Annotated in this window: 13 protein-coding genes (1 of these 13 only partly in view); 8 read left to right on the plus strand and 5 right to left on the minus strand. The window is 71.4% G+C overall.

The window, feature by feature from the left end; all coding sequences use genetic code 11:
• Positions 1–147 carry the start of a hypothetical protein gene (locus tag O0S08_RS29200; RefSeq protein ID WP_269032616.1) on the minus strand. It extends 438 nt beyond the left edge of the window, so 147 of the gene's 585 nt are visible here — the first part of the coding sequence; it begins with the start codon at positions 145–147; its stop codon lies beyond the left edge, outside the window.
• Between the two features lie 87 nt (positions 148–234).
• Between O0S08_RS29200 and O0S08_RS29205 the strand changes: the two genes are divergently transcribed.
• Together O0S08_RS29205 and O0S08_RS29210 are read left to right on the plus strand one after the other, a co-directional pair.
• A complete protein-coding gene (locus O0S08_RS29205) occupies positions 235–909 on the plus strand; it encodes a peptidylprolyl isomerase (RefSeq protein WP_269032617.1) in 675 nt (224 codons plus the stop codon).
• A 92-nt stretch (positions 910–1001) separates the two neighbouring features.
• Complete coding sequence (locus tag O0S08_RS29210; protein WP_269032618.1) at positions 1002–1871, plus strand: peptidylprolyl isomerase; 870 nt, start codon at positions 1002–1004, stop codon at positions 1869–1871.
• Between the two features lie 355 nt (positions 1872–2226).
• Here O0S08_RS29210 and lon read toward each other — a convergent pair whose 3' ends face one another.
• The 3 genes from lon to O0S08_RS29225 all read right to left on the minus strand — a co-directional run bounded on the left by lon (position 2227) and on the right by O0S08_RS29225 (position 6647).
• Complete coding sequence (gene lon / locus O0S08_RS29215) at positions 2227–4695, minus strand: endopeptidase La (protein ID WP_096332162.1); 2469 nt, start codon at positions 4693–4695, stop codon at positions 2227–2229.
• A gap of 153 nt (positions 4696–4848) precedes the next feature.
• Complete coding sequence (locus O0S08_RS29220) at positions 4849–5964, minus strand: hypothetical protein (RefSeq protein ID WP_269032619.1); 1116 nt, start codon at positions 5962–5964, stop codon at positions 4849–4851.
• Positions 5961–6647, minus strand: a complete 687-nt coding sequence (locus O0S08_RS29225) for an HAD family hydrolase (RefSeq protein ID WP_269032620.1) — start codon at positions 6645–6647, stop codon at positions 5961–5963. The genes O0S08_RS29220 and O0S08_RS29225 overlap by 4 nt, the downstream gene beginning before the upstream one ends.
• A gap of 49 nt (positions 6648–6696) precedes the next feature.
• On the opposite strand from O0S08_RS29225, the gene O0S08_RS29230 reads away from it, so the two are divergent.
• The 4 genes from O0S08_RS29230 to O0S08_RS29245 all read left to right on the plus strand — a co-directional run bounded on the left by O0S08_RS29230 (position 6697) and on the right by O0S08_RS29245 (position 13480).
• A complete protein-coding gene (locus O0S08_RS29230; RefSeq protein ID WP_269032621.1) occupies positions 6697–8583 on the plus strand; it encodes a PAS domain-containing protein in 1887 nt (628 codons plus the stop codon).
• Positions 8584–9097: 514 nt separating this feature from the next.
• Entirely contained in the window at positions 9098–11926 is a 2829-nt protein-coding gene (locus tag O0S08_RS29235; RefSeq protein ID WP_269032622.1) for a response regulator, read from the plus strand.
• A 67-nt stretch (positions 11927–11993) separates the two neighbouring features.
• A complete protein-coding gene (locus O0S08_RS29240) occupies positions 11994–12779 on the plus strand; it encodes a TrmH family RNA methyltransferase (protein ID WP_269032623.1) in 786 nt (261 codons plus the stop codon).
• A gap of 2 nt (positions 12780–12781) precedes the next feature.
• Positions 12782–13480 (plus strand): sterol desaturase family protein, encoded by a 699-nt coding sequence (locus O0S08_RS29245; protein ID WP_269032624.1) that lies wholly within the window; start codon positions 12782–12784, stop codon positions 13478–13480.
• Between the two features lie 7 nt (positions 13481–13487).
• On the opposite strand, the gene O0S08_RS29250 is transcribed toward O0S08_RS29245, so the two are convergent.
• A complete protein-coding gene (locus O0S08_RS29250; protein ID WP_269032625.1) occupies positions 13488–14837 on the minus strand; it encodes an FG-GAP and VCBS repeat-containing protein in 1350 nt (449 codons plus the stop codon).
• A 271-nt stretch (positions 14838–15108) separates the two neighbouring features.
• Here O0S08_RS29250 and O0S08_RS29255 point away from each other — a divergent pair, with 271 nt between their 5' ends.
• Together O0S08_RS29255 and O0S08_RS29260 are read left to right on the plus strand one after the other, a co-directional pair.
• Complete coding sequence (locus O0S08_RS29255; protein WP_269032626.1) at positions 15109–16053, plus strand: zinc metalloprotease; 945 nt, start codon at positions 15109–15111, stop codon at positions 16051–16053.
• Between the two features lie 204 nt (positions 16054–16257).
• On the plus strand, positions 16258–17574 hold the full coding sequence (locus tag O0S08_RS29260; RefSeq protein WP_269032627.1) for a vWA domain-containing protein: 1317 nt from the start codon (positions 16258–16260) through the stop codon (positions 17572–17574).
• Positions 17575–17584: the final 10 nt, after the last annotated feature.

Below are 17584 nucleotides of genomic sequence, written 5' to 3' on the forward strand. Positions count from 1 at the left end.
CAGCTCGACGGCCGAGGGGGTGAAGCGGTCGTCGAAGAGCTGCTCGAGCCGGGTGTCCCAGGTGCTCGCGCCAGTAGGCGCGCCGAGCTCGCCGCTGTTCGACGCGCGACGGCAACCCGCGAGCGCGGACCACGAAGCCAACGACAACCCGAGCGCGATGCTGGCCCAAGGGCCAGGTCTCCGCGCTGCCCGACGAACGTCCATCTATGAGGAGAGTAACGTATGCTCACGCCCGTGCGCACCCCTCTCCGCTCTGGCCTCGGACTCGCCCTCGCCGCGCTGTGCGCCTGCGCGAGCGGGCCCCGGCCCTTCCCGCCGCCGGTGCCGGAGGTCCTGGCGAAGAACCAGGCCGCCGGCGATCCGCACGCCGGCCGCTTCACCTACGACGAGGCGGTCGCCGGCCTCCCCGAGGGCTCGCGCCTGCTCGCCGTCCTCAGCACCGACGCCGGCGAGATCCACTGCGCGCTCGACCCCAGCGAGGCGCCGATCGCGGTGGCCAACTTCGTCGGCCTGGCCCGCGGCGTTCGCCCGTTCCAGGACACCCCGGACGGCCCCTGGCACACCGCGCCGTACTACGACGGCACCCCGGTCCACCGCGTCCAGGACGGTGAATTCATCCAGACGGGTCGCCGCGGGACCGGTCCGGGCTTCGTCCTCCAGGACGAGATGTCTGCCGGACACGTGTTCGATCGCCCGGGCCTGCTCGCGCTCGCCAACACCGGGGCGCCGCACACCAGCGCGGCCGAGTTCTTCATCTCGATCGCCCCGCTGACCCAGCTCAAGGGCAAGCACACCATCATCGGCTCGTGCGACTCCGAGGATGTCGTCCGCGAGCTGGCGCGCCGGGCCCTGGCCGATGCCGCGAATCCGCCGCAGATCCAGACGGTCACGATCCGGCGCGAGCCGTGACCCGCGATCTTCCTCACGGCTCTGCGCTCGCAGATTCGCTGGCCACGGCGCGCGGTCGTGGGAAAACCCTCGCCGTCTACGGACCTACGACCATGCCCGAGATCTCGCACGTCCGCATCCTCTCCTACTCCTGTGCGCTGGTGCTTTCCGCCTGCGCCCCCGACGCCGACAAGACCGACGCCGGCAAGGCCGCGCCGACCAAGACCGAGGCCAAGAAGCCGGACGCCAAGGCGCCGGAAGCGAAGGCCCCGGAGGCCAAGGCCCCCGAGACCAAGCAAGAGCCCAAGACCGAGGCGCCGCCCGCCTCGAAGTTCAAGAAGGGCCAGATGGCGCGCCCGGGCCTCTCGCCGGCCGAGGTGCTCGAGTTCAACAAAGCCCAAGGCGACCCGATGGGCGAGATCACCCTCGAGCAGGCGCTCGCCGGTGACGAGGCGCTCGCCGACAAGTCGAAGGGCAAGCTGTTCGCCACCCTCGACACCACGATGGGGCCGATCCGCTGCGAGCTGTTCGAGGAGCAGACGCCGAAGACGGTCGCCAACTTCGTCGGCCTCGCGCGCGGCGTGCGGCCCTACTACGTCAAGAAGGAAGACACCTGGAAGACGGGCAACTTCTACGACGGCACCCTGTTCCACCGCGTGATCCCCGGCTTCATGCTGCAGGGCGGCGACCCGCTCGGCACCGGCACCGGCGGCCCCGGCTTCCTCATCGTCGACGAGTTCGACAAGAGCCTGCGCCACAACGGCCCGGGCATCCTGTCGATGGCCAATCGCGGCCCCAACACCGGCAGCTCGCAGTTCTTCGTCACCGTCGCGGCCACGCCGCACCTCGACGACAAGCACGCGGTGTTCGGCAAGTGCGACTCCAAGAACGCGATCGCCATCAGCAAGGTCAAGACCCGCGCCGACCGCCCGCTCGACGACGTGAAGATCAACAAGGTCACGTTCGAGCGCGCCAAGAAGTGAGCGCGTCTCCACGGCATGGCCGCCTGGACCTGTGCTTCGAGACAGGTCTAGACGGCCATGTGCCGTTTCATCGCGCGCGGCCGGCGGGATGACGAGCGCTCTCAGGTGAGCTCCGGCGGTCGGCGGGCGTAGGTTTGGCATGTCCTCAAGGGCATGTGCGAATCGACATGCCCTGACGGACAGTATGATTCAACGCCGCGAGCCGCGATCGGCAGCTCGCGAACAAACTGACGGCGAGTGACCGATGCAGCGCCTCGGCGACTTCGCCGATGCCGCCCGACAAGCCCCAACTGCCCTTAAACGGCGAAGCCGCCGGAGACTCGCGTCCCGGCGGCTTCGTTCACGCGGCTGCGCCTCAGTGCGGCCCGTGCTCGCTCTCGTGGGCGGCGCGGTCCTTGCGGCGGCGCTCGTCGAGGTACTGCGCGACCGCTCGCCAATCGGCCGGCCCTGCCACCAGCTCACCGGACATGAACTTGCGGAACGGCGCGTTCGGGTGGTCTTCCGGCGGCATCGAAAGGGCGGCGCGGAGCACGTCGTCGATGGTGTCGGCGAGCTTGACCTCGAGCGCCTTGAGGACGTTCTTCGGCACGTCCTGCAGGTCCTTCTCGTTGTCGCGCGGGCAGATGACGGTCTTCATGCCGCCGCGGAAGGCCGCGAGCAGCTTGTCCTTGAGCCCGCCGATCGGCAGCACCTTGCCGCGCAGGTTGATCTCGCCGGTCATCGCCACGTCCTTGCGCACGGGCACCTGCAGCAGCGCGGAGACCAGCGAGGTGACGATCGTGACGCCGGCGGAGGGCCCGTCCTTCGGCACCGCGCCCTCGGGGAAGTGGACGTGGAAGTCGATGTGCTCGTAGAAGTCGGGCTCGAGGCCGAACGACAGCGAGCGCGAGCGGACGTAGGTGACGGCCGCCTGGGCCGACTCCTGCATCACCTCGCCGAGCTTGCCGGTCAGGGTCACCTTGCCCTTGCCGGCGGAGACGGTGACCTCGGCGGGCAGCAAGTCGCCGCCGAAGATCGTCACGGCGAGGCCGTTCGTCATGCCGATCTGGTCGTTGGTCTCGGCGACGTTGTAGCGGAACTTCTGCGGCCCCAGGAGGCGCTGGACCGTGCGCACGTCGACCTTGTACGCCTTCTTCTTCTTGCCCTCTTTGATGTACTCGCGGGCCAGCTTGCGGACCACCGAGCCGACGGCGCGCTCGAGGTTACGGACGCCGGCCTCCTTGGTGTAGTGGTGGATGAGCTCGCCGACCGCCTGGTCGGTGAACGTGACCTCCACCGACGCCAGGCCGTTGGCCTCGAGCTGCTTCGGGATGAGGTACTGGCGGCAGATCTTGCCCTTCTCCTCGTCCGTGTAGCCGGTGAGCTCGATGATCTCCATGCGGTCCTGCAGCGGCAGCGGGATCGAGTGCAGCGAGTTCGCGGTGCACAGGAACAGCACGTCGCTGAGGTCGTAGTCGAGGTCGAGGAAGTGGTCGACGAAGGCCTGGTTCTGCTCGGGGTCGAGGACCTCGAGCATCGCCGCCGACGGGTCGCCGCGGAAGTCCATCGAGATCTTGTCGATCTCGTCGAGCAGGAACACCGGGTTGTTGGAGCCGGCCTTGCGCAGACCCTGGATGATCTTGCCCGGCATCGCGCCGATGTAGGTGCGCCGGTGGCCGCGGATCTCGGCCTCGTCGCGCACGCCGCCGAGCGACACGCGGACGAACTTGCGGTTGGTGGCCCGAGCCACGCTCTTCGCCAGCGACGTCTTGCCGACGCCGGGCGGGCCGACGAGGCACAGGATCGGGCCCTTGAGCTTCGGCACCAGCGAGCGCACCGCCAGGTACTCGATGATGCGCTCCTTCGGCTTCTCGAGCCCGTAGTGGTCCTGGTCGAGGATCTTCTCGGCCTCGTCGACGTCGAGCTTCTCGACCGTGCGCTCGTCCCACGGCAGCGCCAGCACCGTGTCGATGTAGTTGCGCACGACCGTGGCCTCGGCGCTCATCGGGCTCATCATCTTGAGCTTGCGCAGCTCCTTCTTGAGCCGGTCGGTCGCCTCGGCCGACATCTTCTTGCGGCGCACCTTCTCCTCGAGCTCCGCGATCTCGTTCTTGAACTCGTCCTGCGAGCCGAGCTCCTTCTGGATCGCCTGCATCTGCTCGTTGAGGTAGTACTCCTTCTGGTTCTTCTCCATCTGCTTCTTGACGCGCGTCCGGATCTTCTTCTCCACCTGGAGAATCTCGATCTCGTTCTGCATCAGCTCGTAGAGCTTCTCCAGGCGCGCGCGGACCGACTCGGTCTCGAGCAGCTCTTGCTTGGCCGACAGCTTGAAGTTCACGTGCGCCGCGATCGTGTCGGCCATGCGCGACGGGTTGTCGATGCTCGCCACGCTCGCGGCCAGCTCGGGCGGCACGCGCTTGTTGAGCTTGACGTAGTTCTCGAAGGTCGCCTGCACCGAGCGCATCAGCGCCGCCAGCTCGGGCTCCTCCTCGACGGTAACGACGCTCGGCTCGACGACGTCGACCTCGACCAGGAAGTACTTGTCGTGGTCGATGTAGCGCCCGATCTTCGCCCGGCTCTTGCCCTCGACCAGCACCTTGACCGTGCCGTCGGGCAAGCGGAGCAGCTGGATGATGCTGCCGATCGTGCCGAACGTGTGGATGCCGTCGGGCCGGGGATCGTTGACCTTGGCCTTCTTCTGCGCGCAGAGCAGGATGCTCCGATCGCTGGCCATGGCCTCTTCGAGGGCGTTGATCGACTTCTCGCGCCCGACGAAGAGCGGCACGACCTCGTGCGGGAAGACGATGAGCTCGCGGAGCGGGAGAAGCGGGATCTTGCGTGCCATGAAGGAGCCTGGCGGCAAACCTAGCATCCGGCCCAGGTGGGGTCAAACACCGCGCGTGCGCTGCCCCCCCGCGGCACACCTCGGCGCGACTCGAGACCGATGTGTGTGTCTCCAACGAGTCCGATCGGCCAGGCTCGTTTTGTGAGCCCTCGCTCACCCTCTCGGCGCGATGAACCACCGCCACAGCCGCGCGAGCGCGGCGCCGACGAGCACACCCCAGGGCAGGCCGGGCGCGCCCGTGACGGCCAGCGCGAGCGCGACGACCTCGACGCGGACGTCGCTGTGCGACCACGGAGGGAGCCTCGCGCCGAGCCGCGCCGCGAACGCGTCGGCGCTCGGCAATTCGAAGCGCGGTCGCTCGCCGCGCAACACGTCCCGCGCGTGCGCCAGCGACAGAAATGCCGCGAACGCGCCGAAGCCGAGCAACACCAGGCCCGCGACGCTCGAGCGACCCGCCTCGGCGACCAGCGCGTAGGTCAACGCGGCGACGTAGGCCGCGTGCCCGAACGGCTGCACCGCGGGCGCGAGCCACTGCACGTCGGCCGCGCCCCCGCGCCCGCGGACCAGTCGCGCGAGCGCGGGCACCACGGCCGCGAGCTGCACCCCGATGCAGAGCAGCGCGGCCCCGAGGACGATCCCGAGCCGACCACCGAGCAGAGCGGCGGGCCCGGCGAGGACCGCCGTCACCGTGGCCGCGAGCTCGATCTGTCCCAGCGGACGGCCGCCGTCGGCCAGGCGACTCACGATCGCGCGCAGCCACCCCGACGCGCTCGCGGCGCCCTCGACCGCGTCGCCGCGATCGCTCCAGATCACCGCCTCGAGCCGCGCCCGATCCTCGCCGTAAACATAGCGCGCGAGATCTGCGGGCCCGCGCTGCGGCGGCCACCGCATCTCCTCCGCGATCGGCAGCTCGGCCGGCACGCTCGCGAGGTGGCCGGTGCACCACGCACTCGGACGTCCGAGAGCGTCGCCGAGCGAGTAGCCCTCGTCGGCCGCGAGCGGGTGCTCGACCAGCGCCCGCAGCAGCGGCTCGGCGATCACCGCGCTCTCGAACGCCAGCAGCGCCGGGGCCGCGATCGGCTCGCCGGACGACACGACCCTCGCGCCATGTACGATCGAACATGTCCCCGGGGCCATGAGCACCTCGGCGAAGCCGGCGCGGCGGGCGGCGTCGGCGAGGCGGACCGCGGTGGTGGTGCCGAGCACCGGGAGGGCGAGGTCGACCCGCGCCTCGGCGTCGGGCATGAGCACGAGGACGGGCGCGCTCACGACGTCATCACCGCCGCGAGGTCGCTCAGCTGCAGCCCGGCGAGCCCGGGGATCACGCGGTGGGCCGACTGTTGCCGCTGGTGCCCCGGCCGGCCTGGCGGCGGGTTGGCCGCCGCGGTCGCCAGCACCCGCATGCCGGCGGCCAGCCCGGCTGCGATCCCGGCCTCGCTGTCCTCGATCACCAGGCAGCGCTCCGGCGCCGCGCCGAGCCGCTGGGCGGCCAGGACATAGCCCTCCGGCGACGGCTTGCCGCGGGTCACGTCCTCCGCCCCGACGTAGAAGCGCAGCGCCGCGGCGATCTCGAGCACCGCCAGCGCTTGCACGATCTCCGCCCGCGACGAGCCGCTCACAATCGCCACCGGGATCCCGGCGGCGTGGGCCAGAGAGACCAGCTCGCGCGCCCCCTCGAGGACAGGAAGCCTCAACCCGGCGGCGAACATCTCGTCCTTGGCGGCCGAGGTGCCGGCGAGGACTTCGGCCAGGGTGGTCCCCAGGCGCGCTTCCAATCGCAGCTCGGCGTAGATCTCCTGCCACGCGTGGCCAATCACGAACAGCTGTTCGGATTCGCTGAGTTCGAGCCCGCGTCCTGCGCAGAAGCGGACCAGGCCCTCGGTATGGATGTGCTCGCTGTGGACGAGGGTCCCGTCGAGGTCGAGGAGCAGCGCTTGCGGCAGGCCGATCATGCCGCGACAGGCTAACCGACCTCCGGCCCTGATACACTGTCACCTCCAGATGCCTGACCCCGGCGATGAACGCTGCCTGCCCGCCCTCGCCGCGGCCTTGCGGAGCCTCCTGCTCCCCGGCGCGGGCGCGGCCGAGCGGGCGCTCGCGGCCTTCGCCGAGCCGCAGGGGCTCGACTTCGCCGCCTTCCTCGAGCCCAGCGGACTCGGCTTTGCCCCGCGCGGCGTGTGGATGCGCGAGCGTGGGGCGCCGCGCGGCGACGAGCTGCGGTTGCCCCCGCGCTGGCTCGAGGCGTTCGCCGAGGGCCGAGTCGTCAGCGCCCCGGCCGGCGAAGTGTCTCCACCCGAGCTCAAGCCGCTGCGACTGTTCGGCGCCCCTGCGCTGCTCGCCGCCCCCGCGCGCGGCGACGGCCTCGTCGGCGTGCTCCTGTTCGCCGCCTTCGGCCAGCGCTTCACCTGGTCCGAAGGACATGCCCATTCGGCCAGCGCCCTGGCCGCCGCCCTGGCCGCCGCGCTCGTGCGCATCGACGAGACCGCCGCCGTCCTCGACCACCTGCCGCAGCGGATCGCCTGGAAGGACGGCCGCCTGCGCTACCGCGGGGCCAACCGCGCCTTCGCCCGCGCGGCCGGCCTCACCGGCGCCCAGCTGGCCGGCCGCACCGACCGCGAGTTGGTCCTGCGCCCCGAGCTGTGCGACGGCGGCGACGTCGCCCGGCGGCACGAGCGCGAGGTGCTCCAGAGCGGCCGGCCGCAGATCGCCCGCATCGAGGCGACGCAGGTCGCGGCGGGGCGCGAGCAGTGGCTCGCGGTCAGCCGGATCCCGCTCACCGGCAACGACGGCAAGCCCTCGGGCGTGATCGTCGTCAGCGAGGACATCACCGACCGCCTGCAGGCGGCCGCGCTGCTGCGCCACGCCGAGCGCACCGGCGCGGTCGCGCGGCTGGCCGCGGCGATGAGCGCCGACCTCCAGGCGCCGCTGACCGACATCGAGAACCTCGCCACCGACGAGCGGATCCGCGGCGCCGCGCGCAACGCCACCGACCTCGTGCGCCAGCTCGCCGCGTTCGCGCGCCGCCAGCTGGCCGACCCGATCGACGTCGCCCCCGCCACGCTGATCGCCCGCATGGGCAGCCTGCTCGCGCGCGTGCTCGGCGACGGCCTCGCGCTCGACCTCCCGGTCGAGGGCCTGCGCAGCGCCGTCCGCGTCGACCCGCGCCAGCTCGAGCTGCTGGTCGTGGCCATCGTGCGACATGTCCGTTCGTACATGCCCCAAGGTTCCAAGCTCTCGATCGACGTCGCCCCGCAGACGCTCGGCCTCGAGCGCTCCCTGGGCTTCGGCCTGCCCGCCGGCGAGTACGTCCGGATCCGCTTCCTCGCCTACCCCGTCGACTACGGCACCGCCGAGGAGAGCGAGGCCCTGCGCGCGCGCCTGGCCCTGGCGCAGACGATCGCCCGCCACGGCGGCGGCGCCCTGCGCCTCAACCGCGACGGCGAGTCGAGCTTCCGCGCCGGCCTCGACTCGCTGGCGATCGAGGTCGTCCTGCCGCGGGTGTTCAGCATCCCGCGCGTCGTCGACACGCCCCCCGCGCCCGACACCCGCGGCATCGAGTCGGTGCTGATCCTCGACGACGACCTCCACCTGCGCGGGGCCGTGGCCGCCGCCCTGCGCCAGCTCGGCTACACCGTCCACATCGCCGAGCACCTCGACGAGGCGCTGGCGATGCAGCGCCAGACGCGGCCGCCGCCGGCCCTGGCGCTGATCTCGTCCGAGCTGTCGGCCGGGACCGGCGAGGCCGCCCGCGCCCTGCAGAAGGCCCAGCCCGAGCTGCGCGTCCTGGTGCTGTCGCGCCACGCCGGCGGCGAGGGCGTGGTCGTGTCCGGCAGCTTCGAGGCCCTGGCCGCCCGCGTCCGCCAGGCCCTCGACACCCGCCCCGGCTGACGCGCGCGCCGGCGCGAGAGAAGCACGACGCCTGTCTGCAAGGACATGTCGTCGTAGGCATGTTCGAACGAACATGTCCATTCGAGCATGCTCTCTCGATCCTGCCCTCCGGAGCATCCTCCCGCGCGCCGCGCTCGCCGCCGGGTCGGCGCGACCTCGCCCCCGATCTGCGCACGCGGACTGCGCACGCGGACACGCACGCGAGTTCGCCGGTGCTGGTTCGCCGTCGCGATTCGGGCGCGGTCCGGTCCGCATCGCGGGTCTGCGTCCGAACAACGCACAGCGGGCCCTGCGCGCCCTTGTGGGCCCGATCCGGCCCTGGAGATCTCCCCGCGCGCGTTGCTGGGGTGAGGCGCAAGAACAGCGTATCGAAGCGACCGCGGGGCCTGTCGGCGCGCGCGCCGCTGCGCGTGTTCGCGGCGAGTTTTGGTACACCTTGCCCAGCAACCGGTGATGACGGCGCAGGGGCACACGGGAGTTCGCATTGCCGTGGCGTGACCACTACCTCGCGGCGATGCACGACATCCGTCGGGGCCTCGGCGAGCAGGTCGACCTGCCGGCGCTCGTCGGCTCGATCTTGTGGCACGCCGAGCAGTTCTTCGACGGCGGCGGCGCGGCCTTCTACCTCGCCCAGCCCGAGGGCCTGCGGGCGATCGCCGGCGCGAGCGCGGTGATCCGCGTCCTCGGCGAGCACATCGAGGGCGACGGCAGCCCGGTGATGGACGTCTGGCGCACGGGTCACGCGGTGCTCGTCCCGCCCGACCACGACAGCTCGATCGGCCTCGCGCTGACGCCCGTCGAGACCCACGACCGTCGGCTCGGCGTGATGGTCATCGGCGGCCTCACCGGCCTGTCGGCGGTCGACAACATGACGCTCGCCGAGATGACGCCGTTCGCGGGTCTCCTCGCCATCAGCGTCGTCAACGCCGGCCTCTACATCACCGCCCGGCAGGAGCTGGCCGAGCGTCGCAAGGCCGAGGCCGCCCTGCGCGAGAGCGAGGAGCGGTTCCGGACCCTGTTCGAGTACGCCCCGGACGCGATCCTCGTCGTCGACGCCGACACCGGCCTGTTCGTCGACCCCAACGCCAACGCCACCCGGCTGTACGGCCTCTCGCGCCAGGAGCTGCTGCACGTCGGCCCCGGGACCATGAGTCCGCCGGTCCAGCCCGACGGCCGCAACTCGCTCGAGGGGGCGCGCGAGCACGTCCTCGCGGCCATGGCCGGCGAGGCGCCGGTGTTCGAGTGGTACCACCGCAACGGGGCCGGCCAGGACATGCCGTGCGAGGTCCGGCTGGTGCGCATGCCCGCGAGCGGCCGCAACCTGGTGCGCGCCAGCGTCACCGACATCACCGAGCGCAAGCGGGCCCAGCAGGCGCTGGCGGCCGCCAAGGAGGCCGCGGAGGCCGCCAACGCCGCCAAGGGCACCTTCCTCGCCAACATGAGCCACGAGATCCGCACGCCGATGAACGCCATCATCGGCATGACGGGCCTCCTGCTCGACACCCCGCTGAGCAGCGAGCAGCGCGACTTCGTCGACACCCTGCGCTCCTCCTGCGAGTCGCTGCTGACCATCATCAACGACATCCTCGACTTCTCGAAGATCGAGGCCAACAAGCTCGAGCTCGAGAGCGAGGCCTTCAACCTGCAGGAGTTCATCGACGGCGTGGTCGACCTCGTCGCCGCCAGCAAGCTCGGCGACAAGCCGCTCAACCTGGCCGTCTCGATCGCCGCCGACGTCCCGCGCCGGCTCGTCACCGACTCCACGCGCCTGCGCCAGATCCTCCTCAACCTCCTCAGCAACGCCGTCAAGTTCACCGCGCACGGCGACATCAGCCTCGACGTCAGCGTCCGCGGCGTGCGGCGCCCGGGCGAGGGCCCGCCGCGCTACAGCCTCCTGTTCGCGGTCGAGGACACCGGCATCGGCATCCGCGCCGACCGCATGGACCGCCTGTTCCAGAGCTTCAGCCAGCTCGACAGCTCGACCACGCGGCGCTTCGGCGGCACGGGCCTCGGCCTGGCGATCAGCAAGCGCCTGGCCGAGATGCTCGGCGGCACCATGTGGGCCGTCAGCGAGGTCGAGCGCGGCTCGACCTTCTACTTCACCATCGACGCCGCCAGCGAGCCGTCGGCCCAGGCGATCGTCGCCGACCACGACGGCCGGTTCCGCGGCAAGCAGTTGCTGCTCGTCGACGCCAGCGGCCCGCAGCGGCGCCTGCTCGCCGGCCACGCTCACGCCTGGGGCCTGCAGACGCTCGCCTTCGCCAGCGCCGGCGAGGCTTTGGCCGGCCTGCGCGAGGTCGCCGTCGACGTCGCGGTCGTCGACACCCTCCTGCCCGACGAGCGCCACAAGGAGCTGCTCGAGGCCCTGCGCGGCGCCCAGGTCCCGGTGGTCCTGCTCGCGCCGATGGCGAGGCGGTCCTTCGGGACAGTGATCGAGGAACACGACGCACTGGTCACCAAGCCGATCAAGGGCGCCTCGCTGCTGGCCGCCCTGTCCAGCGTGCTCGGCGACGCCGACGCCCAGCCGAGCCCGCGGGTCGAGCTCGGCGCGTCGGAGTTCGACCCGTCCCTGGCCGAGCGGCTGCCGCTGCGGATCCTCGTCGCCGAGGACAACGCCACCAATCAGAAGCTCATGCTGCTGATGCTCGAGCGGTTCGGCTACCGGGCCGACTGCGCCTTCCACGGCATCGAGGCGCTCGACGCCATCAGCCGCCACGCCTACGACATCGTCCTCATGGACGTGCAGATGCCGGAGATGGACGGCCTCGAGGCTACGCGGCTGATCCGGCGCAGCGGCGGCCCGCAGCCGCGGATCGTCGCCATGACCGCCAACGCCATGGACAGCGACCGCGAGGCCTGCCTCGCCGCCGGCATGGACGACTACGTCAGCAAGCCGATCCAGATCCGCGAGCTGCGGGCCGCGCTCGAGCGCTCGCGGCGGCCGGTCGAGGTCCCGCCGCCGGTGCCGCAGCTCGACCCGTCGCTGGTGTCGACGCCGGTGGAGCTCGAGCGCGAGGCCATGGCCGGTTACCGCCAGCTGCGCGACCTGCTGGGCGTCGCCACGGCCGACGAGATCGCCGCCCTGTTCCTGCGCGAGGCCGACGAGCTGATGGCCCGCCTGCGCGCCGCCATCGCCGACGGCGACGTCGACGGCGTGCGAGAGGCCGCGCACAGCCTCAAGGGCAGCTCCGGCGGCCTGCGGCTGATGAGCCTCCACGCCCTCGCCGCGGCGCTCGAGGCCAGGAGCCGCGCCGGCGACCTGTCGCACGCGCCGGTCCTGTTCGGCGAGCTCGAGCGGCAGTACGGCGTCGTCTACGACCACCTGGCCGGGCGCCCCGGCTGACCCGACCGGGCTCACGGCGCGCGGGCCGGAGCCCCGGCGCGCTCCTGCTATACCTGCGGCGCCCGCCATGCAACGCGCCCTCCGAAGCCCCAAGGACAACGCCCCGGTCGCGCCCGAGATGAAGGTCTGCGGCGTCAACGCCTGCCTGGCGCTCGCCGCCCGCCGCCCCGACGACGTCCGCCGCGTCTACGTCCATCCGTCGCGCCTGCCCGCCTTCGGCGCCTTCCTCAAGCGCTGCGCCGAGCGCCGGATCGCCTACCACGTGGTCGAGGACGACGAGCTCGAGCGGATCACCCAGTCCGTGCACCACGAGGGCATCTGCTTCATCGCCCGCGAGCGGCCCCTGGTCGGCCTGCAGGGCGCGCTGCAGCGGCGCGACCCGACCCGCCCGCGCTGCCTCCTCTACCTCGGCGGCGTCGGCAACCCGCACAACCTCGGCGCCATCGTCCGCGTGTGCGCCCACTTCGACGTCGACGCGGTCTTCGCCGGCGGCCTCGAGTCGCACGCCTCGCCGGCCATGCTGCGCACCGCCGAGGGCGGCGCCGAGTTCGTCGACGTCGTCCCGGTCGCCGACGGCCCCAACCCGCTGGTCGCCGCGCGGCGGGCCGGCTTCCGCCTGATCGCCACCGCCGCCCGGGCCAAGCGCTCGCTCTACAGCGCCCCGCTGCCGCCGCGCTCCATCATCATGCTCGGCGCCGAGGCCGACGGCCTCGCACCTGCCCTCTTGAACATGGCCGACGAGACAGTCCAGATCCCCGGCACCGGCGCCCTCGACAGCCTCAACGTCGCCTGCGCCGCCGCCGTCGTCCTCGGCGAGTTCTGGCGCTGCCACCGGGCCCCCGCCGCGGAGTAGCCGTGGCGCGCCACCCGGTCCTCACCGACGCGCTGCTCGACGCCGCGCTCGGGCCCGAGGCCAAACCTGACCTTCAGGCCAGGTCCCCGCGCTTCTTCCACCGCCCGCTGTTCGAGCGCCTGACGCGTGCGCACTGGGCCAGCCCCTACCTCCTCTGGTCCGCCCCGATCGCGGTCTGCCTGGTCTTCGGGACAGCCGCCTACGGCCCCGCGCCGCTCGCCCTGTGGGTCGCCGGCGGCTGGCTGGTGTGGACCTTCGTCGAGTACTGGCTGCACCGCGGCTTCTTCCACCTCGCCCCGACCACCCCGGCGCGGCGGGTCACCACCTTCATCGTCCACCGCCACCACCACGTCGCCCCGGGCGACCGCGACCGCCTGGTCGCCACCCCGCTCTACAGCGGCGGCCTGGCCCTGCTCCTGTTCGGCGTCTACGGCCTCGTCGCCGGCCCCGAGGCCCGCTGGCCGCTGCTCGCCGGCACCTTGCTCGGCTACCTCGCCTACGAGTGGGCCCACTACGCCGCCCACCACCGCCGCCCGCGCACCGCCCTCGGCCGGGCCCTCCGCCGCCGCCACCTGCGCCACCACTTCGGCGACCGCGCGGTCGACTTCGGCATCTCCAGCCCCTTGTGGGACCTGGTCTTTCGCACCTGCTCCAAACGACCTGCCGCGGAGGACATGCCCGATCGGGCATGCCCTCCGTGACATGTCCCTACGGACCTGACCGCAGCAGCGCCACGCTCGCCTGCCCCGGCGCGGCAGCGATCACGTCGGCCCGCCCGTCGCCGTCGACGTCGCCGGCCGCCAGCAGCTCGGGCGTCGGGTCGTCGGCGAGCGGGTGGCTCTGCACGCACGGCCCCTCGCCGCCGGCGACGAAGATCACGCGCATCGCCGCCGGCGCGCCCGTCACCAGGTCACCGGCCCCGTCGCCGTCGACATCGCCGACGGTCCCGAGCACGACCGCCCCCTCGACGCGCAGGTCCGGCCGCGGCTGCTTCAGCGACCAGATCGTCAGCAGCTCGTGGCCCTGCGTCTCGCGGTGTCCGATCAGGTCGACCTGCCCGTCGCCGTCGACGTCGCCGGCGACCAGGCTGTCGAGCGCCACCAGCCCCGGGGCCTGCAGCGCCTCGACCTGCTCGAGCCCCACGCCGGCCGCGAACTCGAACACGTTGACCTGCGGCCCGTTCCAGTCCGTCAGCAGCAGATCGAGCTCGGCCGGGTCGCCAGCCGCGAGCCCGACCGCCGCAGTGAACTTCGCCGTGCCCAGGTTCACCGCGCCGAACGGCTCGCCGAGCCCGCCCATCCCGTCGCCCAGGCGCAGCGCGATCCGCATGTCCGGGTCGTCGCCGCGCGACAGCAGGTCGGGCGCGCCGTCGCCGTCGAAATCCCCGCTCCACAGCTGCAACGGGCCGTTCCCCGCCGAGTCCGCCACCGGCGCCGCGAACACCCCGTCCTGGCCGAACAGGAGGCTCAGCTCCGCGAGCGGCACCTGGGACACGGCCAGATCCTGCGACCCGTCGCCGTCGAAGTCCGCGACCGCCAGCCGCTGCGTCCCCTCGAACATCCCGGTCGGGAACACCTCCCCTGGCGCGAACCCGCCGAGCCCGTCGCCGAGCAGCACCTCGACCTGCCCGGCATCCGGCAGCACGACCACCAGGTCGCGCGCCGCGTCGCCGTCGAGGTCGACCAGCGCAAGCGCCTCTGCCTGGCCCTGCAGCGGCAGCTCCGACAGCGTCAGCGGCAGGCGCTCGCACAGCGGAATCGCCTCGATCAGCACGCACCCGCCCGGCTCCTCGCAGACCTCGCCGTCGCTGCAGTCGTCGTAGTACTCGCACCCGTAGCCCTGACAGCGCAGCTCGAGCTCGCCCTGCGGGCCCGCCACCACCCCGCAGCAACCGACCGCGTCGTAGCACTCGCCCTCGACGCAATATTCGCAGAAGCCGTCGCAATCGCTGTCCGACCGGCACTCCGGCGGCGGGCCTGACGTGTCGCTGGTCTCACTGGTCGCGCTGGTCTCACTGGTCGGCTCGGTCGGCGACGGATCTCCCGTCGAAGAGGTCACCGTCGACGTCGACGTCTGCTCCCCCGCGCTATCGCCCTGCGGGGGTACAGGACCACACGCGGTCACCCACACACCCGCAGCAATCCAAGTCAATCGAGTCTGCATGACGCGTAAGCTTCGCACATTCGCCGGGGCCCGACACGACAATCATGCGCCTCGCCGAAGTAGACACGTGGGGCCCGCGCGACGCAGGCGCGCCTTCGCTGCTGGTCTTCGCCTTGCGGAGTTTGTTTACTCTACGATGGGCCCGTGATCGGGCCGTAAGGAGCACATGAAGACCACGACTCTATGGTGCACGATCCTCGGCGCGTGCGCGCTCGCCTGCGATGTCTCTGACGATTCCACTCCTGGCGAGGCCCAGGACGTCGTTCTCGACCTCGACGAGGACGCGCGCGACATCTGTGAGATGGACGACGACGCCTGCGTCGACGACCTCGCGGCCGCCGAGGCGGCGCTGCAGCACGGGCGCTGCGGCGTGCATCCCAGCGCCTTCGAGGTCGCCGCGATGGAGGCCGACTTCCTGCATCGCTTCGCCGCCGGCCCCTCGCAATCGGTCGAGGGCCCGCGCGCCGCGATCCCGGTGTGGTTCCACGTCATCCGCAGCAGCACCGGCGGGGGCGACGTCACGGACCAGCAGATCAGCGCCCAGATGAACCTGCTCAATTCGACCTACGGCCCGGCCGGCTTCTCCTTCGCGCTGGCGGGCGTCGACCGGACCAACAACAACGCCTGGTACGGCATGCTCTCGGGCAGTTCGGCCGAGGTGCAGGCGAAGAACGCCCTGCGCAAGGGCGGCAAGGAGACCCTCAACGTCTACACCGCCAACATCGGCGAGGATCTGCTCGGCTGGGCCACCTTCCCCTCCCAGTACAACAGCAGCCCGAAGTACGACGGCGTGGTGCTCCTCAACGAGAGCATGCCCGGCGGCAAGGCGGCCCCCTACAACCTGGGCATGACCGGCGTCCACGAGGTCGGCCACTGGATGGGCCTCTATCACACGTTCCAGGACGGCTGTAAAAAACAGGGCGACCTGGTCGACGACACCCCGGCCGAGAAGTCGCCCGCGTTCGGCTGCCCCGAGGGCCGCAACACCTGCCCCGCCGCCGGCGTCGACCCGATCCACAACTACATGGATTACACCGACGATGCTTGCATGAACAACTTCACCGCCGGCCAGGCCACCCGCATGAAGGGCCAGATGACCACGTACCGCTGAGCTGTCGCCGGCGAGCCCGTCGCTTTCCCGAGGTCTGTCGCCCTCAGCAACGCGAGCCCCGGCCGGCACGCCATTCGACTGTCTCGCCTGAAAGGCCGCACCATGACCACGGAAGGTCACGCGGCCTTCGTTGCAGCTGCACCGCGCGTGTATTGAAAGCCGGCGGCGACCTGTGGTCTACGTGGCGTCGTCGGAGAATCTGTGATGTCGCAGCGTAGCCTCGAATTCCTCTGTATCTGCTCTCTACTCCTCCTCGCCTGCGGTGACGACGGCGGCGGCACCGGCAATGCGTCGGCGACCGGCGTGACCTCGGCCAGTGGCACGATCACGGCGACGGCCACCGCCACCGCCACCGCCACCGCGGGGACCGAGAGCACCTCGGGCAACAGCGGCACCGAATCGACCGGCACCGACCCGACCACCGGGAGCCCGACCACCGGGACGACCGCGCCGGTCGACACCACCGGGCCGGACACGACCGGCACCTCGAGCAGCACCGGCACCACCGCCACCACGCTCGACACCACCACCACCACCACCACCACCGGCGACGACACCACCACGACGTCGACCGGCCTCTCGACCACCGACGGCACCACCGGCGACTGCGCCGCCGTCAGCGAGACGGCGACGAACAAGAAGCAGCCGGCCGACATCATCTTCGCCATCGACAACTCCGGCTCGATGGACATGGAGATCGCCAGCGTGCAGGCGAACATGAACCAGTTCTCGGCCAAGATCATCAACAGCGGCATCGACGTGCACGTCATCGTCGTCTCCGACAACAGCATCTGCGTCGGCGCCCCGCTCGGCTCCGGCAACTGCCCGGCCGACAGCAAGCCGCCGACCTACACCCGCATCAATCAGGGCGTCGGCAGCAACAACGCCCTGCAGCTCATCCTCGGCACCTACCCGCAATACAAGGACAAGCTGCGCCCCGACGCCGCGACCCACGTCGTCGTCGTCACCGACGACAACTCCGACATGGGCGCGAACGACTTCGACGCCCAGTTCAAGGCGCTGGAGCCCGGCATGGCCGACTACAAGATGCACGCGATCTGCGGCGCCAAGGGCCCGAGCGACTTCCTGTGGTGCATCCAGAACGCGGTGTGCTGCGCCTTCACGGCCGACGCCGGCGACGTCTACCTCGACCTCATCGCCAACACCGGCGGCAAGTGGGGCGACCTCTGCCTGCAGGACTTCACGCCGGTGTTCAACGAGCTGTCGACGCAGGTCATCATGGGCGCGACCCTCGCCTGCGAGTGGACCATCCCCGAGCCGATGGGCGAGCCCATCGACTTCAACAAGGTCAACGTCGAGTTCGACGACGGCACGCCCGAGACCTTCGGCAAGGTCCCCAGCCCGGCCGAGTGCGCCGACGTCAGCGACGGCTGGTACTACGACGACGAGCAGAACCCGACCAAGATCTTCGTCTGCCCGCAGACGTGCGACAAGATCCAGGGCGTCCCGGACGCCAAGATCAACATCGAGTTCGGCTGCGAGACGATCATCGCCCAGTGATAGACTGGCC

The organism is Nannocystis punicea (assembly GCF_026965555.1).
GTDB lineage: Bacteria > Myxococcota_A > Polyangia > Nannocystales > Nannocystaceae > Nannocystis > Nannocystis punicea.